General features: G+C 56.2%; 18 protein-coding genes. 17 read left to right on the top strand and 1 reads right to left on the bottom strand.

Features of this window, described 5'->3' with window-relative positions:
* The first annotated feature begins 399 nt into the window (after positions 1-399).
* The 17 genes from cooS to recB all read left to right on the top strand — a co-directional run bounded on the left by cooS (position 400) and on the right by recB (position 25751).
* Positions 400-2376: an anaerobic carbon-monoxide dehydrogenase catalytic subunit gene (gene cooS / locus dmul_RS04400; RefSeq protein WP_020876859.1), complete on the top strand. Its 1977-nt coding sequence runs from the start codon at positions 400-402 to the stop codon at positions 2374-2376.
* Positions 2377-2532: 156 nt separating this feature from the next.
* Positions 2533-2979, top strand: a complete 447-nt coding sequence (locus dmul_RS04395) for a flavodoxin domain-containing protein (RefSeq protein ID WP_020876858.1) — start codon at positions 2533-2535, stop codon at positions 2977-2979.
* A gap of 164 nt (positions 2980-3143) precedes the next feature.
* On the top strand, positions 3144-3947 hold the full coding sequence (locus dmul_RS04390; RefSeq protein ID WP_020876857.1) for an MlaE family ABC transporter permease: 804 nt from the start codon (positions 3144-3146) through the stop codon (positions 3945-3947).
* Between the two features lie 8 nt (positions 3948-3955).
* Positions 3956-5167 (top strand): ATP-binding cassette domain-containing protein, encoded by a 1212-nt coding sequence (locus dmul_RS04385; protein ID WP_020876856.1) that lies wholly within the window; start codon positions 3956-3958, stop codon positions 5165-5167.
* A gap of 15 nt (positions 5168-5182) precedes the next feature.
* Positions 5183-5650 (top strand): outer membrane lipid asymmetry maintenance protein MlaD, encoded by a 468-nt coding sequence (mlaD, locus tag dmul_RS04380; protein ID WP_020876855.1) that lies wholly within the window; start codon positions 5183-5185, stop codon positions 5648-5650.
* A gap of 74 nt (positions 5651-5724) precedes the next feature.
* The gene (locus dmul_RS04375) at positions 5725-6351 is read left to right on the top strand and encodes an MlaC/ttg2D family ABC transporter substrate-binding protein (protein ID WP_052018570.1); all 627 of its coding nucleotides are present in this window, start codon (positions 5725-5727) and stop codon (positions 6349-6351) included.
* A 63-nt stretch (positions 6352-6414) separates the two neighbouring features.
* Positions 6415-7194, top strand: coding sequence for an MlaA family lipoprotein (locus dmul_RS04370; RefSeq protein ID WP_052018569.1), 780 nt, complete (start codon positions 6415-6417; stop codon positions 7192-7194).
* The gene (locus dmul_RS04365) at positions 7172-7954 is read left to right on the top strand and encodes a lysophospholipid acyltransferase family protein (RefSeq protein WP_234979147.1); all 783 of its coding nucleotides are present in this window, start codon (positions 7172-7174) and stop codon (positions 7952-7954) included. The genes dmul_RS04370 and dmul_RS04365 overlap by 23 nt, the downstream gene beginning before the upstream one ends.
* A gap of 428 nt (positions 7955-8382) precedes the next feature.
* Positions 8383-10788, top strand: a complete 2406-nt coding sequence (locus tag dmul_RS04360) for a 3-hydroxyacyl-CoA dehydrogenase/enoyl-CoA hydratase family protein (protein WP_020876851.1) — start codon at positions 8383-8385, stop codon at positions 10786-10788.
* A gap of 29 nt (positions 10789-10817) precedes the next feature.
* The gene (locus dmul_RS04355) at positions 10818-12002 is read left to right on the top strand and encodes a thiolase family protein (RefSeq protein ID WP_020876850.1); all 1185 of its coding nucleotides are present in this window, start codon (positions 10818-10820) and stop codon (positions 12000-12002) included.
* Positions 12003-12328: 326 nt separating this feature from the next.
* Complete coding sequence (gene ftsH, locus dmul_RS04350) at positions 12329-14179, top strand: ATP-dependent zinc metalloprotease FtsH (protein WP_020876849.1); 1851 nt, start codon at positions 12329-12331, stop codon at positions 14177-14179.
* Positions 14180-14362: 183 nt separating this feature from the next.
* Entirely contained in the window at positions 14363-15481 is a 1119-nt protein-coding gene (locus dmul_RS04345; RefSeq protein WP_020876848.1) for an NAD(P) transhydrogenase subunit alpha, read from the top strand.
* A 52-nt stretch (positions 15482-15533) separates the two neighbouring features.
* Complete coding sequence (locus tag dmul_RS04340; protein WP_020876847.1) at positions 15534-15824, top strand: NAD(P) transhydrogenase subunit alpha part 2; 291 nt, start codon at positions 15534-15536, stop codon at positions 15822-15824.
* Complete coding sequence (locus dmul_RS04335; RefSeq protein ID WP_020876846.1) at positions 15821-17224, top strand: NAD(P)(+) transhydrogenase (Re/Si-specific) subunit beta; 1404 nt, start codon at positions 15821-15823, stop codon at positions 17222-17224. Before dmul_RS04340 ends, dmul_RS04335 begins: the two co-directional genes overlap by 4 nt.
* Before the next feature lie 562 nt (positions 17225-17786).
* Positions 17787-18644 carry a YitT family protein gene (locus tag dmul_RS04330; RefSeq protein WP_020876845.1) on the top strand — a complete coding sequence of 286 codons (858 nt, stop codon included), beginning with the start codon at positions 17787-17789 and terminating at the stop codon, positions 18642-18644.
* A 137-nt stretch (positions 18645-18781) separates the two neighbouring features.
* Positions 18782-22030, top strand: a complete 3249-nt coding sequence (gene recC / locus dmul_RS04325) for an exodeoxyribonuclease V subunit gamma (RefSeq protein WP_020876843.1) — start codon at positions 18782-18784, stop codon at positions 22028-22030.
* A gap of 4 nt (positions 22031-22034) precedes the next feature.
* Positions 22035-25751, top strand: a complete 3717-nt coding sequence (gene recB / locus dmul_RS04320) for an exodeoxyribonuclease V subunit beta (RefSeq protein WP_020876842.1) — start codon at positions 22035-22037, stop codon at positions 25749-25751.
* Between the two features lie 13 nt (positions 25752-25764).
* Here the strand turns inward: recB and dmul_RS04315 are convergent, their stop codons facing one another.
* Positions 25765-26490, bottom strand: a complete 726-nt coding sequence (locus dmul_RS04315) for a uracil-DNA glycosylase family protein (protein WP_020876841.1) — start codon at positions 26488-26490, stop codon at positions 25765-25767.
* Positions 26491-26492 lie beyond the last annotated feature (2 nt).

Below are 26492 nucleotides of genomic sequence, written 5' to 3'. Positions count from 1 at the left end.
ATCCGCACGAGATTGTCGTGGATGTTCCCCTCTGTAAAATTTTGCGATGGGTTATCCAACACATGCCCGGGACTGTCAACCCCAATGCCGAAGGATCGCCACACGTCGGGTCTATCCCGCCTGAATTTTGTTAAAATTTTGATTGACAAGGCCGACGCTTTCCTCTAAATTAATTAGTAACAATTACTATTAAGAATCAAGTGCCTGTAATCATCAAAAATATCCCATATAATCATATAAGTGCGACAATCCCTCCATGGCGTTCAATGCTATGGATGACAGCATCCCGAAAAAGCGCATACACAATGCCGGATTTTGCCTGACAAGTTTAAAAAGCGCGGTTCAGCCCCGCGTATCGGCTTTTCAACCAAACATAATCTTTCCACGAAGGGAGAAAACATGGCAGAGAAAAAAATTTCCAAAACCATCGAGGCACCCGTCAATCTGCGAGACCTCACCATTTGCGACGCTACGGTTCAGATGCTGGAGAAGGCCCGGCGTGACGGCGTCGAGACCGCCTTTGATCGGGCGATATCCATGAAGGCCTGCCCCATCGGTGCGGACTCCGCCTGTTGCAAACACTGTTTCATGGGGCCATGCCGTTTGAACGCCAAGGACCCTTACGGCAAGGTCGGTGTCTGCGGCGCAACCATTGACACCATCATGGCCCGAAACTTCGCCCGGGCGGTGGCTTCCGGATCAGCCGCCCACACCGATCACGGCATGGGCATGCTGGATCTCTTCCGTGAAGTCGTAAAAGGCCACGCACCGGAGTACCGCATCAAGGACGTCCAGAAACTGGAGCAGGTGGCCCAATCCATTGGCATCGAAGTCGAGGGGCGCACGCCCGAGGATATCGCCATGGATCTCTACAAGGAACTTGAGAGAACCTATACCCAGGTCGAGGGAGAAATTCCCTTTGCCCAGCGCGCCCCCAAAAAAACTCAGGAGACATGGCGTAAATACGACATGATTCCAAGGGGTTCCATGCGCGAAATCATGGAGATGATGCACCGGACACATATGGGCGTGGACCAGGATTTTGAAAACCTCACCAAGCAGTTCAGCCGGACAGCCTTGGCCGACGGATGGGGCGGTTCCATGGTGGCCACGGAGATCTCGGACATCCTGTTCGGAACCCCCAAACCGGTGGCGGTTGAGGTCAACATGGGTGTTCTGAAGGAAGATCACGTCAATGTTATCGTCCACGGTCACGAACCCAACATGTTCGAATCCATGCTCGTTTCCGTCAACGAGCCGACCCTGATCCAGGCAGCCAAGGATGCCGGCGCCAAGGGCATCAACCTGGTCGGCATGTGCTGCTCCGGCGCGGAGATGATGTCCCGCCACGGCGTGCCCCATGCCGGCAACTTCATGTCCACCGAAGCCATTCTGGTCACCGGCGCCGTCGACGCCATGGTTGTGGACGTCCAGTGCATCAAACAAGGCTTGGTCAAGGTCGCCGAATGTTATGGCACCCCGCTGCTAACAACCAACTACCGGTGCCATATCGAAGGTGCTCAGCATATTCAGTTCAATGAAACCAAACCCAGCGAATGTACCGATGAGATGGTCATCAAAGCCATTACCCGTTTTAAGAGCCGCAACAAACCCATCGAGATCCCGAAAATGCGCAACATGGGCATCCACGGCTTCTCCCACGAATACATCAACTATATGTTGGGCGGCAGTTTCCGGGGTTCCTACACACCGTTGAACGACAACATCATCAACGGCCGGATCCGCGGTGTCGCCGGCGTGGTGGGCTGCACCAACCCACGCGTCAAACAGGATTGGGTCCATGTGGAGTTGGTCAAAGAGTTGATCCGGAACGATGTCCTCGTCGTCCAGACCGGTTGCTCCCAAGTCGCCCTTGCCAAAGCCGGCCTGCTGACTCCCGAAGCCGCCCATTTGGCTGGCCCCGGACTGAGCGAGGTTTGTGAAACCGTCGGCATGCCCCCCGTTCTCGGTTTGGGTTCCTGCGTAGATAACAGCCGTATCCTCATCGCCTGCACCGAGATGGTGAAAACCGGCGGCCTCGGCGATAGCATCGCCGACCTGCCAGTTGCAGGCGCCGCCCCCGAATACATGAGTGAAAAGGCCATCGCCATTGGGCAGTACTTCGTCGCCTCGGGGGTCTACACAGTCTTCGGCGTCACCTTCCCCATCGTCAAGGATACGAAATTCCATGATATGCTCTTCCGGCGCATGGAAGAGGAATGGGGACTCGGCAAATGGGGTTTCACGCCGGATCCCTACGAGATGGCCCGGTTGATGATCGCCCACATCGACAAGAAGCGCAAGGCCCTGGGCATCGACAAGGCCCGGGAACGCGTCATGATGGACTTCGCCGATCGGCAGAAACTGGAAGCGTAACCGCCTGATCAACGCCGACCCGAGGGGGCTCGATGATCGAGCCCCCTTTTTTCAGGCCTGTCCCCGCAGGAACGGCCATTACTGCGACATCGGCAGTCGAGATTTCGATACTTTTGATTCAATCCGAAACACCTCACAGAAAAGGAAGATCGCCTCATGAAAAAAGTGTTGGTTGCTTATGCAAGCAGAACGGGGAAAACCCAGAAAATGGCTGAGTTTATTGCGGAAGGCGTTCGCATGCTGGGCCATACCGCTGACGTCAAAAAAATCTCCGAATTCAAGAAACCGGAGGAACTGAATCAGTACGACGCATACGTGTTCGGCTGCCCGACCTACCACAGGGATATGACCGCCGGCATGAAAACCTTTCTTTTTCTCGCCGAAAACCTGAATCTCACCGGAAAGATGGGCGGTGCATTCGGTTCCTACACGCACAGCGGCGAGTCCGCACCCATGATTTACGATACCATGGAATTTGTCTACAAGATGGACATGACGGATCTGGGGGCATTGAGCCTGAAAGAGGCGGCGATCGAAACGTCCGACGGCATGAAAGCCTGCCAGGACTACGGAAAAGCGGTGGGATCGAAACTCCCCTCCTGACGGCCTCGCCGGCTTTCCTTAAGTATCCGACAACGACCGGGGCAATGCCCCGGTCGTTGTGTTATGGGGGAAATGTTTCTTGACACACCCACGCCGCTCGATTATATCTCATGGCTCAAAAATCGAATTTTCCCATTTCATTCTAAAAATTTAGGATTGTTCCTATGAACCGGCTTTCGATGCTGACCACATCGCTCACCACGATCGGTGCCAAAATCATCTTTATCGTCCAGGAGTTGGGCCGGCTCGGGATCTTCTTTTTCCGGGGCATCCTCCATATCTTTTCATTTCCGATTCAATTCTCAAAATTCCTTGATCAGCTTTATTTCATCGGCATGAAGTCGGTTCTCGTCATCTGTCTGACAGGCGCCTTCACTGGAATGGTGCTGGGATTTCAAGGCTACTATACCCTCGTCAAATTCGGATCGGAGGGCATCCTGGGCACCATGGTGGCCCTCACCCTCATCCGGGAGCTGGGACCGGTTCTGACGGCCATCATGATCACCGGGAGAGCCGGCTCCGCCATGGCGGCGGAGATCGGCATCATGCGCATCTCCGAACAGATCGACGCTTTGGAGACTATGGGCATCAACTCCATCCGGTTCCTCTACAGCCCGAGACTTGCAGCCGCCCTCGTCTGTTTTCCCCTTCTTACTGCGATTTTCGACGCCGTCGGTATCTTCGGTGGATACCTGACCGGTTCGCTCCTTCTGGGCATCAGTCCGGGCATTTATTTCTATCGGGTGGAATACAGCGTCCAGATGGTGGACATCAACGGCGGATTCATCAAGGCCGTCGTCTTCGGGGCGGTGGTCATTACGATCTGCTGTTTCCAGGGGTACTATACCCATACCCGTAAAGAGGGATTCGGTGCAAAAGGGGTCGGTTTCGCCACGACTTCCGCCGTCGTCATCTCATCGGTTCTGATTCTGGCCACCGATTACGTGCTAACCTCATTCCTGATGTAGGACCACCTATGGTACAGCCTCTGATTCAATTGCAGGACGTCTATAAGGCATTCGGCGACAACGTCGTCCTGAACGGCGTCTCCTTGAGCATCTTCAAAGGGGAGATCACCTCCATCATCGGCAAAAGCGGCGAGGGCAAAAGTGTTCTTCTGAAGCACATCATCGGCCTCATCGAACAGGACCGGGGAACCATCCTTTACGAAGGAAAGTCGATATCCCGAATGAAAAAGGGTGAACGGAACGCCCTGAAAAAAAAATTCAGCTACATGTTCCAGGCAACCGCTCTTTTCGATTCCATGACCGTTTTTGAAAATATCGCCCTGCCCCTCAAGGAGAAAACCCGTATGCCCAAAAAAGAGATTCGGGAACGGGTGCGGAATAAGATGCATCAACTGGACCTTGACGACATCGATCGGGACTACCCTTCCCAGCTGTCCGGGGGTATGAAGAAACGGGTGGCCCTGGCCCGCGCGCTCGTCACTGAGCCCGAGATCATTCTCTTTGACGAGCCCACAACCGGCCTCGACCCCATCCGCAAAAACGCGGTTCACAGCATGATATCCGATTACCAGCATCGATTTGGGTTCACCGGCGTTATCGTCAGCCACGAAATTCCGGATATTTTCTACATTTCCCAGCGTATTGCCATGCTCGACGAAGGTAGAATCATTTTTGAAGGCAGTCTGGAGGAGATGCAATCCTCCGACAATCCCCTTATCCAGCAGTTCATCCAGGGACAGGAGAGCCGTCGCGACGGTTTGACAGGCCTGACGCCCCAACCCCAGGGAGAACGCCGCTACCAGGAGGAGATGGCCCGCATGCGGAACGACAACACCACCTTCACTATTGTCATATTGACGATCGACAACCTGGATATGGTGAAAAAGATGGGTGGATACGAGGCCCGGCAGACGGCTTTCAAACAGTTTGCCAGCCGGGTTCAGCAGTCCCTGAGAATCACGGATATCTGCTCGAGGCTGGGCATGAACAAGATCCTCCTGATCCTGCCCCGAACCCGCAAAGATGAGGCCGAAGAACTCTGTCGACGGATGGCTGAAAAATTCAGATCGGAAGGCCATATGGAGATTCAGGCCTACCCGGGGTTCTGCTTTTCCGTGAGCGCCGGAATGGCGGAGGCGGAGATGGACAAACCCATCGCAAAACTCATTGCTGTGGCGGAATCGGCGAAAAACATCTTTTACGAATTCAAGGTCTGCTAGCGCCATGGAGGCAATATGAAAAAAGGAACCGTTGAAACCGCCGTGGGGATCTTTTTCGTCATCGGCATCATGTGCGTGGGATATCTCACCGTCAAGTTGGGAAAAATGGAATGGATCGGCAGCGACTATTATACGGTCAATGCCCGCTTCCAATCGGTTGCCGGCCTGAAGGAAGGCGCCGAGGTGGTAATCTCCGGCGTGGAGATCGGCAAGGTGGACAACATCAGCCTTGATCTCGACCGGATGGAGGCGCTTGTCCGGATGAAGATCAAGGACGAAGTCCGGCTTTCCGACGACGTCATCGCCTCCGTCAAAACCTCTGGACTCATCGGAGACAAATATATTAGAATGTCGCCGGGCGGTTCGGACGACATCATTCCGCCGGGCGGAATGATCATCGAAACCGAATCCCCCATCGATATCGAAGATCTGATCGGCAAATACGTTTTTGGCGGGGTTTCATCATCCACCGGCCAGGAATAGGTTTGGATTCAATTTCCGGCTTTCGTTATGGTGGCCGGATAGAGACGTTTGAAACCCCATCAGGAAGGGAGGAAATGATGATCAGAGCGATCGCGATTGTCATTATTTTGCTTTTAAACATTCAGATGCCGGTTTACGGCGCTCAGACAAAACCCTTGGACGATATCAGGGAACCCATTGAAAATGGGATCGCCCTGTTGAAAGATCCTCAGTATGCCGTCGCGTCAAAGCGAGATGAACAGCGGGAAAAAATCTGGGAGATCGTTCGGGATATTTTCGACTTCAGGATCATTTCAATGATGGCGCTGGCCCGGGATTGGAAGGCTTTCAACGCCAGACAGCAAAAGGATTTTACCGAGGCCTTTACGGAACTTCTCAAAACCAATTATCTCAACAAGATTCAAGGTCAGTTTCAAGACGAGCGGGTCGTTTTCCTCGGAGAAGACCTTCTTACCGAAAAAAAGGCCGTCGTCAGAAGCAAAATCCTTCGCCAGGACACCGAAATTCCCATGGACTACAAGGTCGTTTTCAGTCATGGGAAATGGCGGATTTACGATATCAACATCGAAGGCATCAGCCTCATCAAGAACTACCGGACCCAGTTCAAGAGCATTCTCGCCAAGGAATCTCCGGATGCGCTCATCGAGCGAATCCGGGAGACAACCCGGGAGGAGAAAAAAAGCGGAAAACCGAGCGCATAGAACGTCGAGCTCGGAAGCCTCCTGCACCGCGATACTGGAAAACCTTAAGCCGACGGAATGCACATGGAATCAAAAAGACAGACCAGGTGGTTTTGGGTGATGATCACGCTGGCGGGCCTATTTTTTGTTGTCACGAGCGCGCCGGCGCAGGAAGTTCCTCAGCAGATCCAAACGCTTTCGGCCGAAGACGAAGCTTTTGCCGTGGCGGAGGCACTGGAAGAGGATGAAGAACCCATGCCCCAGATTGCAGATCCTCTCTATTATTTAAACAAGGGCTTTTTTCATTTCAACGACAAGCTCTATTTCTGGGGCCTGAAGCCCGTTGCCGAAATTTATCGGTCGGTGCTGCCCAGACCCTTTAGAACCGGCATCCGGAATTTTTACGTCAATCTCAAGATGCCGATACGGTTCGTCAACTGCCTGCTCCAGGGCAAGACAGACCGGGCCGGCGTGGAATTGGGGCGGTTCATGGTCAATACCGTTTTCGGTGGTCTGGGGTTTTGGAACGCGGCGGATCTCGAACCCAATCTTTCGGAGCCCCCCGACGAGGATTTAGGGCAGACCTTCGGCTCTTACGGAATCCCCCACGGCTTCTACCTGGTGTGGCCCATTCTTGGCCCGTCGACGTTGAGGGATACCTTTGGAAGGGTCGGCGATATGTTCATCGATCCCGTTACCGTGATGACGCCGGACGCATCCCCTTACCTGAACGGTCATGAACAGGTGAACCGGCTTTCCTTGAACATTGGAGATTATGAATCGATAAAAGAGGCGGCGGTGGATCCATACGAATCCCTCAAAGGAATCTATCTCCAATATCGTGAAAAAGAACTCAAAAAATGATCGTGGTGCCGACAGCCACATGATGAAGAAGCTCCGGCGAATTTTCTATCAACCCTATAAATGGTTGATTCTGTCTCCGGTTTTTGTGGTGACCACCATCTTTTTCGGGGGTCTGGCCGTAGTCCTGTCCTCCTTTCTCAAGCCCCGGATCTCCAGCTATCTGTGCGGCGCCACCTGGGCCAGAATAAATGCCGGGATTACCCCCATGTTCGTCCGCGTCACCGGTCGGAGGTTCATCGACAAGCATCAGTCCTACGTCGTTATTTCCAACCACCAGAGTCAATATGACATATTTGTGCTTTACGGTTGGCTGGGCATAGACTTCAAATGGGTGATGAAGATCGAACTGAGAAGAATACCCTTCATCGGAGTGTCATGTGAAAAATTGGGGCACATCTTCATCGATCGGTCTGACCGGGCTGCCGCCATCCAGACCATCAACGCCGCTAAAAAACGGATTGTCGACGGGACATCGATCCTTTTCTTTCCGGAAGGCACCCGGAGCCGAAGCGGCCACCTCGGTCCCTTCAAAAAGGGTGCCTTCAAAATGGCCCTGGACCTCGGTCTCCCCATCCTTCCCATCACGATCCGCGGCACGCGATCTATTTTGCCGCCCGATACCCTGGACATCTTCCCCGGAAGAGCCGACCTCATCATTCATCCGCCGGTGGATACCCGTGAATACCACGAAGACAACCTGGATATCCTCGTGGAGAAAGTCCGCGACATCGTGAAGGCGCCATTGGCGAAATCTTTATAAGGCGATCCGAATCGAATTCGTCTCGAAAAAACCGAGACCGTTAGCTTCAGAGGTCGTCCATACCAGCCGGATATCACCAGAATCGATATTGAACGATCATTCATTTCTGCCTGAATTCCTATTCGGCATCTTATGGCACTTCTGACACCCGAAATCCGATTATATTTTGTTTAAACAGGCAGTTCTTCTCTTCCGGCCTCTTCAAAATCTGAAATGAAAATTCATTCGCTGTCGAATTGACAGTCACGTGAGGTTATCCGGACCGAATCGATTCATTCGTTTGAATGATATCAATAACATTTTTATTTTATAGAATTAAGACACCGATCCGCTTTCGAATAGTTTTGCTTGACATGGGGATCTTCCCTCTGATAAATGAATGAATATTCATTCATTAATGAAAAGAACTCTCGACTCAGGAGGTCAACATGGTCAGAAAAATCAAAAAAGCAGCCGTTATCGGCTCCGGCGTCATGGGCGGCGGAATTGCAGCACTCCTGGCCGGCGCCGGACTGAAAACCCTGTTGCTGGATATCGTCCCCTTTGATCTCGATGAAACGGAAAAAAAGGATCCCGCAGCCCGAAACCGCATCGTGAAAGCCGGTTTCGATGCCCTCGTCAAATCCCGCCCCGCCCTTTTGATGCAACCCAAAGACGTCGATCGGATCACCATCGGCAACCTCGAAGACGATTTCGATCAACTGAAAGAGTGCGATTGGATCGTCGAGGTCGTCGTTGAAAATCTGAAGATCAAGCAGGCCCTTTTTCAACGCATTGAACCCGTCAGAAAATCGAACGCCATTGTTTCGTCCAATACATCCGGCATCCCCTTGAAAAAAATGACCGAGGGTCTCGGCACGGCATTCAAGCAACATTTTCTGGGCACTCATTTCTTCAATCCAGTCCGTTACATGAAGCTGCTCGAGATCATTCAAGGTGAAGAGACTCTACCCGATATCCTTGAATTCATAGCTGATTTCGGCGAACGTACGCTGGGAAAAGGAATCGTCTGGGCCAAGGACACCCCCAACTTCGTCGGCAATCGCATCGGTGTCCACGGCATCGTCAAAACCATGCAGTTCATGGTTGAAGACGGTCTTACGATTCCCGAGATCGACGCATTGTTTGGCCCGGCACTGGGACGACCCAAAACCGCCATGTTCAAAACCACCGATCTCGTGGGACTCGACACCATGTATCACGTCGCCCAAAATACCTATGATCTGGTACCCGAAGACGAGCAGCGGGAAGCCTTCAAGGTTCCGGAATTCGTAACCCGCATGATCGACAGGAAATTCCTCGGCAAGAAAGCCAAGAGCGGTTTTTACAAGACCGAGGTGACGCCGGAATGGAAAAAGGTCCGAAAGGTCATCAACATCGACACCCTCGAGTATGAAGAATACGAAAATCCCGATTTCCCTTGTCTTGTGGCAGCAAAAAAAGCCAAAACCCTGCCGGAAAAAATGAAGGCCGTCCTTTACGGTGACGACCGCGGCGCCCGATTCGCCTGGAAAGCCATGGCCTGGGCACTGATCTACGCCGCCAACCGTGTCCCCGAGATCTCCGACACCATCGTCGAAATCGACAACGCCATGAAATGGGGCTATAATTTTGAAATGGGCCCCTTTGAAACATGGGAAGCCATCGGCATCAGAAGATCCGTGGAAAAAATGGACGCCGACGGCATACCGGTGCCGGAAAACATTCGGAAAATGCTGGAACAAGGTTATGAGACCTTCTACCGAACGGACAACGGAAAAAGATACTTCTACGATTTTGCATCAGGTGACTACCAGCCCGTAGCCGTCTCCGACAACGTCATCTCTCTTGCGACCCTCAAGGCCGGCGGCAAAACCGTGGATACCTGCAGATCCGCTTCCCTCGTGGATCTTGGAGACGGCGTCTTCTGCTGTGAATTCCATTCCAAGATGAACGCCATCAACGCGGAGATCGTCGACTTCATCAGTGGGGCGCTGGACCATGTGGACACCCACGGCGTCGGCCTCGTGATCGGTAATCAGGCCGGCGGCATGCCTGGTGCCTTTTCGGCCGGCGGGGATCTCTTTTACATGGCCGGCCTGGCCCAGACCGGTAAATACGACGAGATCGACACATTTCTCAAGAAGGCTCAAGACGGTCTTCAGCGCGCGCGGTATGCCGCTTTTCCGGTAGTGGCCGCCCCCTTCGGCCTGACATTGGGGGGCGGATGCGAGGTCTGTCTCGCGGCCGACCGGATCGTTGCCCACGCGGAACTCTACATGGGCCTCGTGGAGATCGGGGTCGGACTTCTTCCCGCCGGCGGCGGATGCACCAATTTCTGGAAGAAAATTGTCGCCTCGATTCCCGACGCCGTAACCGGCGCGGACCTGACAACCTATTTTTTGCCGGTCTTCCAGGCTATTGCCATGGCAAAAGTCTCTTCGTCGGCGGCAGATGCCCGGAATATCGGGTTTCTGGGCCCCAACGACCGCATTGTCTTCAACCGGGACCACCAGATCGGCGAGGCTAAGAAAGAGGTGCTGCGAATGGTCGACGAAGGGTACGCTCCACCCGTCAAACGAAAAATTCCGGTGCCCGGTCAGGCGGCCCAGGGCATGGTCCATGCGGAACTCTTCAACCTGCAGAGTGGTGGATTCGTGAGTGAATACGACGTACTTTTGGCCCGAAGAATCGCCCATGTCATCTCCGGCGGCGACGTGAGGAAGGACAGCCGTGTCGATGAAGAGTTGCTGCTCAAACTCGAACGGGACGCTTTCGTGGATTTCTGGAAAAACGACAAAACCGCAGCCCGGGTCGAACATATGTTGAAAACCGGAAAGCCCTTGCGAAATTAAGATGTTAAAACCCAAGGAGGAACTCAACCATGAGAGATGCATATATCGTGACAGCCATCAGGACCCCCGGCTGCAGGCGCAACAAGGGGGCCTTTAAAGATACCCGGCCCGAGGAATTGCTCTCGTTTATCCTGAGAACCGTCGTTGAAAAGACGCCGGGCCTTGACGTCGGAATGGTGGACGACGTCATGATCGGCTGCGCCTTTCCCGAGGCGGAGCAGGGGCTTAACATCGGCCGAATCGCCGCACAGATCGCGGGGTTTCCCGAGAAGGTCGGCGGTGCGACCGTCAACCGATTCTGCGCCTCGGGTCTGGAGGCCATCGCCCTGTGCGCCATGCGCATCATGGCGGGCTGGTCCGACATCACCCTCGGCGGCGGCGTGGAGTCCATGACCTTTGTCCCCATGCCCGGCAACCTGCCCCGCCCCGATGCCGACTATTCAAGGGAACATCCCGAGCTCTATGTCTCCATGGGCATCACTGCGGAGAATGTGGCCTCCCGCTACGGGATTTCCCGGAAGGACCAGGACGAATTCGCACACCAATCCCAGATGAAAGCGTCGAAAGCCCTCGAAGGAAAATTGTTCAAAGAGATCGTTCCCACGCCGGCCGTTAAATTCGTTAAACGGAACAACGGAATCTTTGCAAAGGAAACCTTCCTCCAGGATTTCGATGACGGCATCCGGCCGGCCACCACCCTGGAAGGCCTGGGTAAGCTGTATCCGGTCTTTCGCGCCAACGGCTCGGTGACCGCCGGAAACTCGTCTCAAATGACGGACGGTGCCGCGGCAACGGTCCTCATGAGCGGTGAGATGGTGAACAAACTCGGCATCACCCCTATCGCCAGGCTCAAACACTACACCACCGTGGGATGCCGCGCCGACGAGATGGGTGTTGGCCCCCGGTACGCCATTCCCAAACTCCTGGATCTGGCAGGACTTTCCATCGAGGACATCGGCTTGTGGGAAATCAACGAGGCCTTCGCCTCCCAGGCCCTCTATTGTATCCGGGAGTTGGGGCTCGATAAATACATGGACCGCATCAATGTCTACGGGGGCGCCATCGCACTGGGGCACCCGCTGGGCTGCACCGGCGCCAAGCTCTGCGCACAACTGGTCCACCGTATGAAGGAACGGGGCGTCAAATACGGCGTGGAATCCATGTGCGTCGGCGGCGGCATGGGCGCCGCGGCCCTGTTCGAGCTGTGCGACTGACCCTATTCCTTGCCCGTAATTGCATCGGAGGGGGCGCGACTCCCCCTCCGAATCCCCTACCCTCTCTGTTTTTGATATTCCCACTTTGATGCATCCGCAAAAAGTCGCTTGAACGACATATTGACACAGTATATAGTGTTTATACGCTTGGACAACTCCAATACCATGTAGCTATAACTATAAATTCTGACTTTTTGCGAAGTCGGCGACTTTGGATTTTCTATTGATTTTTCCCATAAAACAGTTTTATTTTAGCATTCAAGCATCGCTGCATCGGCGCGAATCAGACTGCGTCGCCATATTTCCTGAATTAAAAAGAGCCGGTCATGGAAAAAAACACCCGATTCAACTTCTACTACCTGATCCTGGCGTTCTGGGGCGTTCTCATCCTTCAGAACTTGATTTTCGGACAATTTAAACCCAAGGTTATCCCTTACAGCGAATTTCTCCAGGCCGTCAACGACAACCGGGTCAAAGAGATCGCCGTCGGAAAGGAGCAGATCAAGGGGCGCATGCTGGATGAAAGCGGAAATCCCGAGGTCTTCGTTACGGTGCGGGTCGACACGGACCTCTCCCGGACCTTGGAGCAGCATCAGGTGGAGTTCAGGGGAGAGGTCGAGAACACCTTCCTGAAAACCCTTCTTTCCTGGGTGGTGCCCATTTTTCTGTTCTATCTCATCTGGTTTTTCATGATGCGGAAAATGCAGATGTCCCAGGCCGGAATGATGACTTTCGGCAAGAACAAGGCCAAGCTGGTGGGGGAAAAGGATGTAGAGACACGCTTCGCCGACGTGGCCGGAGCAGATGAAGCCAAGGAAGAGTTGCAGGAGATCGTCTCCTATCTCAGAGAGCCCCACATCTATCAGGAACTGGGGGGCCAGATGCCCAAAGGTGTTCTGCTGGTCGGTCCGCCGGGAACAGGCAAAACATTGATTTCACGAGCCGTTGCCGGAGAAGCCGGGGTCCCGTTCTTCTCCATCAGCGGATCGGATTTCGTCGAGATGTTCGTGGGCATGGGGGCCGCCCGGGTGAGAGACCTTTTCATCCAGGCCCGGGAAAAGGCCCCGTGCATCATCTTTATCGACGAATTGGACGCCATCGGCAAGGCCAGGGGTATCGGAGGGTTCGGCGGTCATGACGAACGGGAGCAAACCCTCAACCAACTCCTGGTGGAAATGGACGGGTTCGACACGCGCAAGGGCGTTGTGATTATGGCGGCCACCAACCGCCCCGAGGTTCTGGACCCGGCGCTTCTGCGGTCGGGCCGGTTCGATCGCCAGGTCCTGGTGGACCGGCCCGACGTCAACGGGAGGGAAGCCATCCTCAAGATACACGCTCGAAAAATCAAACTGGCCGAGGAGGTGGACCTCCATGTGCTCGCCCAGAAAACCGCCGGATTCACAGGTGCGGATTTGGCCAACGTCATCAACGAAGCCGCTCTTCTCGCAGCCCGAAAACGGAAAAAAAGCGTCGGTATGACGGAACTGGATGAGGCTGCCGATCGTCTCATCGGCGGACTGGAAAAGAAAAACAGGGTTATCAATCCCAAAGAAAAGAAAATCGTCGCCTATCACGAAACCGGGCATGCCCTGGTGGCGGCCTTCACGCCCGGCGCCGACAAAGTTCACAAGATTTCCATCATCCCCCGAGGGGTTGCCGCCCTGGGATACACCCAACAGCGCCCCACCGAGGACCGCTACCTCATGAGCCGTGAAGAGCTTCTGGGCAAAATCGACGTCCTTCTGGGGGGCCGGGTGGCCGAAAAGATGGTGTTCGAAGACGTGACCACCGGAGCCGGAAACGACCTGCAGCGGGCAACGGATATCGCTCGTGCCATGATCTCGGAATACGGCATGGGAGAGACCCTCGGCCTGTCCACCTATCCCCGTCGCCAGACGCCGATCTTTCTCGGCAACGATCAAACCGGCATGAGCAGCCGGGATTACAGCGAGGAAACCGCTGCAAAACTGGATGCCGAGGTCAAGGATATCCTTACCCGGCGTGAAAAGCACGTCACCGGATTGCTGACGGCGCACAAGGAGACCCTGGTGACCATTGCCGAAACACTTCTTGAAAAAGAGGTGCTGGACAATGCCGCCTTCGAGGCCCTCATCCTTCGGCATGCGGCAGCTCCCGATCAACCCTCTTCTGAAAAACAGGCAATCCATGAATCCTGAAAGCCATTTAAAATTTTCTTGACAGATCCGGCGGTGCGTATCATTTTTTCGGGTAAATAATCTCGATTTAATGTAAAGGATGCCGCCTGCCTGGAAGGCCGCAGTTCGAAAACGGTTGCCCCCTCAGACCGTACGGCTGCTTTCCTGTTCCATTTATCGACGATGCAACCCGAGGAGGGTATAGTGAAGATCGGTTTTGTCTCTGAGCGCCGTTTCGGTGAGCCCCGCATAGCGGTGATGCCTTCCATGATCGACAGATATCGCAGGATCGGCATCGAAGTCGTCGTGGAGCGGGGGATCGGTGAACATATGGGCCTGGCTGACGGTGCCTTCCAGGAAGCCGGAGCCGAGCCGGCCGATCCGGGGACCGTCCCGGAGGTCTGTCAGGTTCTGGCACGTCTCAGGGCGCCCTCGGATGAAGAGATCTCCGCCATCCCCGCGGGAACCCTCCACATCAGTTTTCTCGATCCTTTCAGCGAAACCGAGCGGATAGCCCGCATGGCGGCCCAGGGAATCACGGCCGTCAGCATGCAGATGATCCCGAGATCGACCTACGCCCAGAAAATGGATGCCTTGAGTTCCCAGGCCAACCTCGGGGGTTACGTCGCGGTCATTCTCGGCGCAGCCCGGTCCGCCAGAATCATGCCGATGATGACCACCCCCGCGGGCACCATCAAGCCCATGGCCGTTCTGGTGATCGGCGTCGGAGTGGCCGGACTCCAGGCCATCGCAACGGCCCGAAGGCTTGGTGCCCGCGTATCCGCCTTTGATACCCGTCCGGTTGTCGAGGAGCAGGTCAAGTCCCTCGGCGCCAAATTCGTCAAAATCGATATCGGAGAAACCGGACAGACCCAGGACGGCTACGCAAAAGAGCTGACCCCGGAGCAACTCCGGATGCAGCGGGAAGGCATGACCAAAGTCTGCGCTCAGTCGGACATGATCATCACAACGGCCCAGGTTTTCGGACGCCCGGCACCCCGCATCATTACCGCCGATATGGTGGCGGCCATGCGCCCGGGCACCGTGGTGGTGGATATGGCGGTCGAGAGCGGCGGCAACGTTGAGGGTTCCCGGAAAGATGCCGAGGTCGACGAGAAGGGCGTCATCATCCTGGGGCATGCCAATCTTCCCGGCAGGGTGCCGGTGGATGCGAGCACCATGTACGCCATGAACGTCTTTCACCTGGTCCAGGAATTCTGGGATGCCGACGCCAAGACAATCCGACTCGATGCCGGAAACAAGATCATCGAGGCCTGCCTCGCGACGCGGGACGGTGCCGTGTTGTCGAAGCGCCCTGAGTGATCCCCGGTACGGCCGTCCGCCGTCGCCCCAACATCAATCGAGAGGATATGCCATGTCATTCGATATGCTTTTCGTGTTCATGTTGACCGTGTTTCTAGGGTTTGAACTGATTTCCAGGGTTCCGTCGACCCTCCACACCCCCCTCATGTCGGGAGCTAACGCCATCTCCGGCATCACCCTGATCGGCGCGATTACAGCGGTGAATCTATCCGACACAGGAGGGGGATTCAGCCACGTACTCGGAATCCTTGCGGTCATCTTCGCCACCATCAACGTCGTTGGCGGCTATGTCGTCACCAACCGAATGCTGGCCATGTTCAGGAAAAAGGACGGTTCCCGATGACCCCAACGACTGCGAATGAAACAATGCTGATCGTCACATCCCTGGCCTACATTCTCTCGGCAATGCTGTTCATCTTCGGTCTCAAGATGTTGAGTTCTCCGGAAACCGCACGACGGGGCAACCTGGTGTCGGCGACAGGGATGTTTATCGCCGTGATCTTCACCCTGATCCGGGCTGGACTGGACTTCAAGTGGATCGCCGTCGGCGTGGCGATCGGAGCGGCCGTCGGCGTCCTGGCGGCCCTCAAGGTAAAGATGACCGGAATGCCTGAAATGGTAGCGCTTTTCAACGGAGGCGGCGGATTGGCGAGCATGCTCGTTGGCTGGTCCGAATTTCATGCCCATCCTGATCAGACCGTCGTCTTCATTCTGGTTTCCGTCTTTCTGGCGGTTCTCATCGGGGGCATGACCTTCACCGGGTCCGTCGTGGCGTGGGGGAAACTGAGCGGAAACATTCCCTCTCGGCCGATCCTGTTTCCCGGTCAGCAGATCATCAACGGAGGGCTCTTCGTCATCACCCTGGGGGTGGGGGTGCTCTTCTGCGGCAGCTTTTATCCGAGCATCTCGGCGGTCTATGTGCCGACTGCGGTCATCCTTTCCCTCGTCATCGGGATCGTCACTGTGATCCCCATCGGCGGCGCCGATATGCCCGTCGTGATCTCCCTGCTCAATTCCTATTCGGGGCTGGCCGCCTGTGCGGCCGGTTTCGCCATCGGCAACAATATCCTCATCGTGGCGGGAGGACTGGTGGGCGCGAGCGGACTGATTCTCACGAACATCATGTGCAAAGCCATGAACCGGTCCCTCACCAACGTCCTCTTCAGCGGATTCGGCTCCCACGAGGCTGCCGGGGGCGCCGGGGGCGCCGAGGGTACCGCCCAGTCCACTTCACCTCAGGATGCCTACTATGTCCTCGAGGCGGCCTCATCGGTGGTGTTCGTTCCCGGCTACGGCATGGCCGTGGCCCAGGCCCAGCACGTCGTCCGGGAATTGGCGGACCTCATCGAGGCCAACGGCGCGGAGGTCTCCTTCGCCATCCATCCGGTGGCCGGCCGCATGCCGGGCCATATGAACGTGCTCCTGGCCGAGGCGAACGTGCCTTACGACAAACTGGTGGAGATGGACGACATCAATCAGACCATAGACACCGTCGACGTCTGCATCGTCATCGGCGCCAACGACGTGGTGAACCCGGCAGCGCGGGAGGACGAAGGCAGCCCCATTTACGGCATGCCCATCATCGACGCCGACAAAGCGAGAAACGTTTTCGTACTGAAGCGGTCCATGGCATCCGGCTTTGCCGGTATTCCCAACCCCCTCTTCTACCGGAGCAACACCCGCATGATCTTCGGCGACGCCAAGGCGACAATCGAAGCCCTGGTGGAGGAATTCAAGAGCTGAGATCCACTCTCAAACCGATTTCCTCTCCGGCCATACTTCAATATCCGCAGGTGCCGTCATCAATCCGCATTATCCCCAGGTCCTTCGGTCTGAATTCCATTGAAAACCCTTTACCCGCCAAACGTCAACGCATGATAAAAATATCGTTATTTGACGCGCCCTTCATCAGGCAACCGGATAGGGACTAAAAGTTGAAAGGGCATAAAAGCGCCAATCGCCAAAGCCACACGCCCCTTCGGCTTCGGCAGAACGCGTCAGATCCGCGGATCATGTATCGGCACATAGGAATTATCGTGATGAGGGACTTGTCGCCAAGGGAATATCCTGCTATGGGGAATGTCTTCAGGGTATTGCCATACAGGCGATACAGGCAAAACCTGCAACCTGAACACCAATATATTGTTATAATTAAGCATTTAATAAATTGAGGAATGAAAAGCAACGCAAGATTTTGGATTCATGCAACCCTGAAGATCAACACGGCAATCGAGAATCAAGATGGCTATACCGCCGGAAATTTCATAAAATACACCTCATCTTAACAGCTATACAATCATTCATCATGAATCTCAAAAAATACACCTATTCTCCCGCATGGAACCTTCTACTGATCACCTTGGGTTCGACATTGTTCTCTCTGGGTGCCAAGGGCATCGTTGTCCACCACAACTTCATTACCGGGGGCATCTACGGCACGAGCCTCCTGCTCTATTACAAAACCGAATGGCTCAGCCCGGGGATCTGGTATTTCCTCTTGAACCTGCCCCTGTTTGTCGTGGGCTGGTTTTATATCAGCCGACGCTTTTTCTTATACAGCCTATACGGGGTCGTGGCGCTCACCCTCACCTCCGAGCTGATCACCCTCGATTTCGGCATCCAGGAGCAGATCTACGCGGCTGTCGCCGGCGGCATCATCTGCGGTGCAGGAAGCGGCATCGTCCTGAGATCCCTGGGCTCAGGCGGGGGCCTCGACATCGTCGCCGTCATCCTCAACCAGAAGTTCAACATGGGGTTCGGCAGGCTCTATCTGATGTTCAACGCCGTGCTGTTCAGCTTCGTCATCACTTACTACAATGCGGATATCTTCATTGCATCGGTTATCCTGGTCTTCATCACCTCCGTATCCCTGGAGCATATCCTGTCGCTGTTCAACCAGCGCAAGGTGATCTTCATTGTGAGCGACAAGAACGAGGAGATTTCAAAGGTCCTCATTCACGATCTCAATCAGGGCGCCACTTTCCTCAAAGGCCGGGGCGTATACAGCGGCAGGGACAAGCTGCTTCTGATGGCCATCACCAACAATATCCAGATGAAGCGCGTCGAGGAGGCGGTATTCAACATTGATCCCAACGCCCTGTTCATCGTCGAGAACAGCTTCACGGTCATCGGTTCCAGCTTCGGGGGACGCAAGATCTACTGATATGGAGGAAAGCCGTCTATGCCCGCCCCGAAGGCTTGTCATATGAATACCGACTCCAGGACCGCAACAGGCAGAGAGCCCCGGCGCCGGATTCACGGCATCGAAACCGGCATCCGCGACAGCGGGAACCATACGCCGTGAAGCGTTTCCATCTTTTCACCGGCAACCGCCTGGAAGCCTTGGCGGCGGCCCTGGCGAATACCCTCCGCCGCCCTTTGGCCGATCCTTTGACACCCGAAATCGTCGTTGTCCAGAGCCTCGGCATGGAGCGATGGCTCTCCATGGTTCTGGCCCGTCGTCACGGCATCTGCGCCAACATGGCCTTCCCTTTCCCCAACACATTTGTCTATTCCGACATCTTTCGGGCGCTCCTGCCCGGTCTGCCCGAACATTCACCTTTCGAGCGCCCGGTGATGACATGGGCCATCATGGCGACGCTCCCCGGCGAACTGGGAAATCCCGATTTCACGCCCTTGAGGCATTACCTTGACGGCGACGCCGGAGATCTCAAATGGTTTCAACTCGCCCAACGGATCGCCGATCTTTACGATCAATACCTGATTTTCCGTCCGGATTGGATTCTTGACTGGGAGGCAGGCGGCGGCGAAGGTTGGCAACCGGCCCTCTGGCGGCGACTTTCCGAAGGCCGGCAAGTCCGCCATCAGGCAGCCTTGGGCAGGTCTCTCGCCGACATTCTCGCCGACGCCCCCCTTCTCTCGGAAATCCTGCCCGAACGCATATCGGTTTTCGGCATTTCGAGTCTGCCGCGTTTTCATATGGAAATTCTGGACATTCTCTCCCTGCACCGGGAGGTCAATCTGTTTCTGATGAATCCCTGCGCCGAGTACTGGGGGGACACCCTCTCCAAGAGCGAACAACGTCGGGTGCTTCGCAAAGGCCGGGAAAAGGCGGTGCCCGAGGCGGACCTCCACATCGGCGAACAGAACAGCCTGTTAGCTTCCCTCGGAATTCTTGGCCGGGATTTCTTCGACATGCTCATCGCCTTCGATCCGGAGGTTGTAAACATCTTCGAGGATCCCGGCCGGGAAACCCTTCTGGCCTGTATCCAATCCGACATCCTGAACCGGGTCGATCGCCCGTCGGAAGACGCTCCCCGACAACGCATCCCTCCCGAGGACCGATCCATCACCTTTCACGTCTGCCACAGCCCCATGAGAGAGATAGAGGTGCTTTTCGATCAGCTCCTGTCTTTCTTTTCGGCAGACGAAACCCTCCGACCCAGCGACATTCTCATCATGATGCCGGATATCGAAACCTATGCCCCTTACATTCATGCCGTCTTCGATCGTCCCGCGGGCGACCCGAAGCGAATTCCTTACAGCATCGCCGACCGAGGCATCCGAAGCGAAAGTCGTCTTATCGAAGCCTTTCTCGATCTGATCGACCCCGGCGACGGCCGCATGGATGCGGCACACGTGACGGCGCTCCTTGAACGCCCCTGGATCCACCGGAAATTCGATCTCGACGAGGCTGAAGTCGACCGCATCCGTCAATGGATCCGGGATGTCCGGATACGCTGGGGTGTCGACGGACCCAGCCGGGCGAAGTTGGGACTGCCCGATATTTCGGAGCACACCTGGCGAGCGGGACTCGACCGCCTTCTCATGGGATACGCCATGGCTGGAAAAGATGAACGTACATTCGCCGACATTCTCCCCTACGATCCCATGGAGGGCTCGGAAACGGCGGCTTTGGGCGGCCTTCTCGAATTCACGGACCGATTGTTCTCTCACACGGAACAATTGTCGATCCCCAGGCCCCCCGCGGAATGGGCACGTTTCCTGAACGAGGTGCTCGATGCTTTTTTCGAAATCGATGCCGCCGCCGAGAGAGACGCCCAACTCATCGGGGATGCCGTCGCCGAACTTCGCCGGACGGCGGACCGGGCACTGTTCGAGCGCCCCGTGGACATCCAGGTGATTCGAGCCTATCTGTCCGGTCGACTCGATCGGGACGCCTTCGGGTTCGGCTTTATCACCGGCGGCGTGACATTCTGTGCCATGCTGCCCATGCGAAGCATCCCGTTCCGGATCATCGGCCTGATGGGCATGAACGCCGCCGACTATCCCCGAAACACCCCGACCCCGGGCTTCGATCTTATGGCTGCGCACCCGAAGCCCGGGGACCGTTCCCGTCGCAAGGACGATCGCTATCTTTTTCTGGAAACCCTCCTTTCAGCCCGGGAGAAGCTTTACGTGAGCTATGTGGGACAGAGCATCCGGGACAACGGGGTCATTCCACCGTCGGTCCTCGTCAGCGAACTCCAGGATGTTATCGAACGGGGATTTATCTTTCACGACGGGACGAACCTCGACACGCCCATCATCACCCGGCATCGGCTTCAAGCCTTCAGTCCCGCCTATTTCACGAAAGCGACGGATCGTGACAATCGGCTCTTCAGCTATTCCGAAACCAATCTGACCACGGCCCGGAAGCTCCTCGCCGAGCGCTCACATCTACCGCCCTTCATTTCTGCAGGGCTTCCGGAACCCGACGATACCTGGCGCACCGTCGACATAGAACATCTCTGCCGCTTTTTCGGAAACCCCCACAAGTATCTTCTGAATCATCGCCTGGGGGTATTCCTTGCGGAGCGGGAGATTACCGTCGAGGAAAAGGAGCCTTTCGACATCGCCGGTCTGGATCGTTACATCCTGGCGGAGAACATGGTCCGGAAACATCTATCGGGACAACCGCCCGAAGCTCTGTTCGCCTTGAAACGGAGCGCCGGAGATCTGCCTCATGGGCGTGTCGGTGAAGCCCTCTATGAAGAACTGTCAGTGGAAACGGCGGCCTTTTTCAAAAAAATCTCAGGCCTGGTAGGCATGGCCGCCGAACCGCCCGCGGCCATCCGCCTGGATCTGGAAGGCTTCAGCCTTTCCGGCCGAATTGGCGAATTCCACGGCGATCGCCGGGTGCAGCATCGGTTTGCGACAGTGAAGGCAGGAGACCAGCTGAACACCTGGATCCGACACCTCGCCCTGAACGCCGCGGAGGGTCCCCATCCCAGGCAGTCGGTGGTCGCCGGAACAGACAAGGTATGGAAATTTTTACCTGTCGAAAACGCCGCGGCTCACCTTGCACGCCTGCTCACACTGTATTGGGAAGGCCTTCAACAGCCCCTACCGTTCTTCCCCCGATCGTCCATGGCCTTTGCCGAACAACGCCGGGAGCGCGGGAAGCCCCTGGAAACCGCCCTGGCGGCCGCCCGGAAATCATGGGTCGGTTACAATGGCAGCGGCGAAGGCGAAGATATCTATTATCAGCGGTGCATCGGCGACGGCGATCCCTTTGATGAAGCCTTCCAGAAGATAGCCCTCGCGGTCTTTGCGCCGCTTTTTGACCACAGACAGGAGATCCGGTAACGCTGTGAACACCGACGAAGCGCCCGAAACCCTTCCACCGCCGTTCGATCTGCCGGAGAGTCCCCTGGTCGGCACCACCCTCATCGAAGCGGGGGCCGGCACCGGCAAGACCTACACCATCACAGGGATTGTTCTCAGGCTTATCGTCGAACAGAAGATACCCATCAGCCGTATCCTTGCAGTCACCTTCACCGAAGCCGCAACCGAGGAGCTCAAGGGTCGGATCCGTGACCGTCTCAAGTTTGCCCTCGGCGTGCTCCGCGGGGAGGCTATGGGAGACCGTCTCCTTGAACGGCTTGCGGAGAAATGGGACCACCGTTCGAAATCCGGTTCGGCAGAAGCGATCCAGGCCCTCAAGGAAGCCGTCCGGGACTTTGATGAAGCGGCCATATTTACCATCCATGGGTTCTGCAATCGAATGCTCCGGGAAAATGCCTTTGAAAGCGGCGCCCTTTTCGATACGGAACTGACGGCCGACCAGGACGGTATTCGACGCGCCGTTGTCGAGGATTTCTGGCGGACCCGCCTCTACACGGCCGATCCAATCTTCGTCCGTTACGTGTTGGCCAAAACCAATCCCGAAGCCTTGTTCGCCCTTCTTTCGAGTCGGCACATCCAGCCGGACATCGCCGTCATCCCTGTCGGAGAAACACCCGATACCCGCATTGCCGAGGCGGCATTCCAAAAGGGCTATGCGTCACTTCAAAAGACATGGGCATCATGTAAAGAAGAAATCGTAGAAATTCTTCTGAATGCGCCGGGGCTGCATCGGGGCATCTATAAAACCGCGCTCATTCCCGTGTGGACGGATATCCTGGAGCGTTATCTCCGCCGGGCAACGCCCCATCCGATACCGCCCGAAAAATTCGATAAATTCACACGGTCGGGGCTGACGAAAGGCACCAAAAAATCCGCCGCCTCTCCAGATCATCCATTCTTTCGCTTGTGCGACGAATTCAAGCAAGCCTGCGACGCTCTCAACGCGCTTTACGCCCAAAAACTCGTTCACCTCAAGCGGGAACTGATTACCTACGCCGGCAAAAGAATCCGGGAGCGAATGCGGGAGAGCAACCGCCAGTCCTTCGACGATCTGCTTCAGAACATGAGTGAAGCCCTCAAAACCCCGGGAGGCAGCCTATTGGCGGAACGCATCCGGGGACGCTACCAGGCTGCTCTCATCGACGAATTCCAGGACACGGATCCGGTTCAATATCATATTTTCAAAACCCTTTTCGACACCCCCGGCCACCGTCTGTTTCTGATCGGCGATCCTAAACAGGCCATTTACAGCTTCCGCGGCGCCGATATCTTTGCCTACATGGCCGCCGCCCGATCCGCTGCAGCCCGATACACGCTTCTCACCAACTGGCGCTCCGATCCCGGCCTCGTTACCGCGGTCAACACTGTGTTCAGCAGCTGCCCACAAGCTTTTGTCTATGGCGAGATCCCTTTTGGCCCTGCCGGAGCCTCCGAGAACAAATCCGGTGCCCCGGGACTCAGCATCGACGGCGAAAAGCTTCCTCCGCTCACTGTTTGGCGTTTGGAGCAGTCCGGAAAAGGCGATGCCCGACAAGAGGTCATCCGGGCGACGGCGACCGAAATTTCCCGACTTCTCGACCTGGGGGGGCAGGGGCGTGCCCGGCTCCAGGGAAACCCGGTCCGGGCAGGAGATATCGCGGTACTGGTCCGGACCAACCGTGAAGCGGCTGCGGTACATGAAAGCTTGACGGCCCTGGGCATTCCTGCCGTCCTCTACAACACCGGGGATATTTTCGATACCCATGAAGCGGCCGAAACGGCACGGATTCTGGCTGCACTGGTCGAGCCTCGAAACGACGCCCGGGTTCGTGCGGCCCTGGTTTCCGACATGATGGGGGTCAACGGGGAGGAACTGGCCGGAGGGGTTCTGGACGAAGACGAATGGGAGACCCGTTTGACGCGGTTTGATCATTATCACCGCCTCTGGCGGGAACGCGGGTTTATTCGGATGTTCAAGGCCTTTCTGGCGGAAGAAGGCGTTTTGTCCCGTTTGATGCGTCTGCCCGACGGCGAAAGGCGCTGCACCAACATCCGCCACCTGAGCGAGCTGCTACACCAGGCAAGCCTTTCGCGGAACATGTCGCCGTCACGGCTTACCGCCTGGCTTTCCGAGCAACGATTCAACGTCGATCACCGATCCGAGGAACACCCGCTTAGACTGGAAAGTGATGAAAACGCCGTAAAACTGGTAACGATCCACAAGAGCAAAGGCCTGGAGTATGGGTTGGTCTTCTGCCCGTTTGTCTGGGTTGGGTCCCGATGGAACGACACGGACCACGGCATTCTGTTCCACAACGAGGACAGCGGGCGGCAACTGACCCTTGACCTGGGCTCCGGCAACATGTCTCGCCACCGCCGGATGGCGGACAAAGAGATTCTGGCCGAAAACCTCCGGTTGCTCTATGTTGCGCTGACACGCGCCAAACACCGTTGCATTTTCGCCTGGGGCCCCGTCAACGCAGCGGAAATTCCGGCCCCGGCCTATCTTCTCCGTGGAGATGCAGGCCCGATCGATACGGACGATCCACTGGAAAGGCTGGAAGAGCGTCTCGCAATAATGGACGATGCCGGGTGGGAAAAAAACCTTACCGACCTTGAACGACGCTCCGGCGGCACCATCCGGATCGAGCGGACGCCCCGACACATCGGGGTGAGACAGCCCTCACGCGACGAAAAAAGCATCCCCCTCGATGCCCGACGGTTCAGTGGACGCATTCCCTTCGACTTCGGCGTATCCAGCTTCTCTTCCATTGTTTCGATCGGCTCGGAACGACCGACCGTTGCCGGCGGTCTGAATGACCCGGCGGAACTGGCCGACCACGACGACTTCACCGCGGTCGATGAGACAGCCGCGGCATCGGCGGTGAATCCGTCAACGATCCATGACGGCAAGGACATCTTTGCCTTCCCTCGAGGCGCCCGGGCCGGCACCTGCCTCCATGAAATTTTCGAGCACCTCGATTTCACCCGCACCGACGAAAGAGACCTGACGCCGCTGATTCACGATATCTTGCGGAAATACCGCTTTGACGCCGCATGGATTCCCGCCGTCGCCGGAATGATCCGAAAGGTAATGAAGGTCGACCTTGACGCGGCGAAGGAAGGGTGTCCCGACGAAGATCATGGAAAGGATGTCATCCTCAGCCTTTCAGCCGTCACTCCGAAGCGCCGCATCAACGAGATGGCTTTTTATTTTCCAGCCCCCGCCCTGAGCGGTCGTCGGCTGGCGGCGGTGTTTGCCGCGCACGGCATCACCGGACCGTCGGGAAATTTCCCCGAACGGATCGGACAGCTTACCGTTTCAAGGACCCGCGGGATGATGAAAGGATTCATCGATCTGGTTTTCGAACACCGCGGCCGCTTCTATATCGTTGACTGGAAATCGAACCACTTGGGAGACCAGCCGAAAGACTACAGCCCTGAGATTCTCGAGACGATCATGACCGATGCCTTTTACACCCTGCAGTACCATCTCTACGCCCTGGCCCTCCACCGGTATTTGAGACATCGGGTACCCGGATACGATCCTGCCGTCCATTTCGGGGGTGTCCGCTACCTGTTCGTGCGGGGTGTCGATCCGGAGGTCAATCCCGCATTCGGAATGTTCAAGGATCGGCCCGCCGCAGCGCTCATCGAGGATCTGGATAGGCTCTTCACGGATATCGCTTCGGATGACGGTTGATTTTACAACACCGTCAAATCTCGATTCCCACTATCATCAGTTCCGCCTCGATCGTGCCGACCCAATCCCGATTCGCCCGAGGGTTGGCGGGGCTGGGATGGGTTATTCTGCCAATGCTCGCCTCAAAACCTGAAAGAGCCGCCCTCGCTCTGGCCTCCGCGAACACGCCGACGCCGATCACCCATCGTGGCCTGAAATGCAGAACAGCGGCACGAAGCGCGGCATCACAGGCTGTAAAAAGCGGGACTCGTTCGCCTTTCTTGAGTTTGTCGGGGGTCCGGTTCCGTCCCTCTGCGTCCAGAAACATGAGCGGGCAATAGTTGACGACAAAAAATCGGGCAAAAAAAGCGGCGGGGTCGCCAAACCGATCTCTGGCCCATCCCCAGAGTCTTCGACCGCTCGCTTCACTTTTTGGGCACGCAAACCCCTCCACCGGCTTTCGGGGGTGAACGGCGACAGGCTTTTTCACCGGCGCTTCGATCCCCATCCATTCCTTCACCGCCGCCACCTCGCCAAAAGGGACACCCGTCTGGGCCATTCCCCAGGGGCCGGGATTCATCCCCACCAACAGAATCTCCCTGGGCGCCCGGCCGAATTTCCGGACATACCGGCGATATCCTTCGCCGGCATAGATGAGAGGGTTGTAAACGTAGGCTACAGGCGGGTCGAACCGGAGCGGTGCCAATGCTGAGACAAGCTCGTCGATCGCACGCTCCAGCATTCCGACGTCGTGAATCACGG

It is taken from the genome of Desulfococcus multivorans, from assembly GCF_001854245.1.
Lineage (GTDB): Bacteria > Desulfobacterota > Desulfobacteria > Desulfobacterales > Desulfococcaceae > Desulfococcus > Desulfococcus multivorans.
The sequence above is the reverse complement of the archived record's forward strand: the minus strand, read 5'-3'. Positions and strand labels throughout refer to the sequence as shown.

Excerpts from the sequence above, each read along its gene's own strand:
- dmul_RS04360 (WP_020876851.1), top strand. The coding sequence starts at position 8,383 with ATGGTCAGAAAAATCAAAAAAGCAGCCGTTATCGGCTCCGGCGTCATG.
- mlaD (WP_020876855.1), top strand. The coding sequence starts at position 5,183 with ATGAAAAAAGGAACCGTTGAAACCGCCGTGGGGATCTTTTTCGTCATC.
- dmul_RS04335 (WP_020876846.1), top strand. The coding sequence starts at position 15,821 with ATGACCCCAACGACTGCGAATGAAACAATGCTGATCGTCACATCCCTG.
- dmul_RS04395 (WP_020876858.1), top strand. The coding sequence starts at position 2,533 with ATGAAAAAAGTGTTGGTTGCTTATGCAAGCAGAACGGGGAAAACCCAG.
- dmul_RS04375 (WP_052018570.1), top strand. The coding sequence starts at position 5,725 with ATGATGATCAGAGCGATCGCGATTGTCATTATTTTGCTTTTAAACATT.
- dmul_RS04370 (WP_052018569.1), top strand. The coding sequence starts at position 6,415 with ATGGAATCAAAAAGACAGACCAGGTGGTTTTGGGTGATGATCACGCTG.
- cooS (WP_020876859.1), top strand. The coding sequence starts at position 400 with ATGGCAGAGAAAAAAATTTCCAAAACCATCGAGGCACCCGTCAATCTG.
- dmul_RS04390 (WP_020876857.1), top strand. The coding sequence starts at position 3,144 with ATGAACCGGCTTTCGATGCTGACCACATCGCTCACCACGATCGGTGCC.
- dmul_RS04385 (WP_020876856.1), top strand. The coding sequence starts at position 3,956 with ATGGTACAGCCTCTGATTCAATTGCAGGACGTCTATAAGGCATTCGGC.
- dmul_RS04340 (WP_020876847.1), top strand. The coding sequence starts at position 15,534 with ATGTCATTCGATATGCTTTTCGTGTTCATGTTGACCGTGTTTCTAGGG.
- dmul_RS04355 (WP_020876850.1), top strand. The coding sequence starts at position 10,818 with ATGAGAGATGCATATATCGTGACAGCCATCAGGACCCCCGGCTGCAGG.
- ftsH (WP_020876849.1), top strand. The coding sequence starts at position 12,329 with ATGGAAAAAAACACCCGATTCAACTTCTACTACCTGATCCTGGCGTTC.
- dmul_RS04330 (WP_020876845.1), top strand. The coding sequence starts at position 17,787 with ATGAATCTCAAAAAATACACCTATTCTCCCGCATGGAACCTTCTACTG.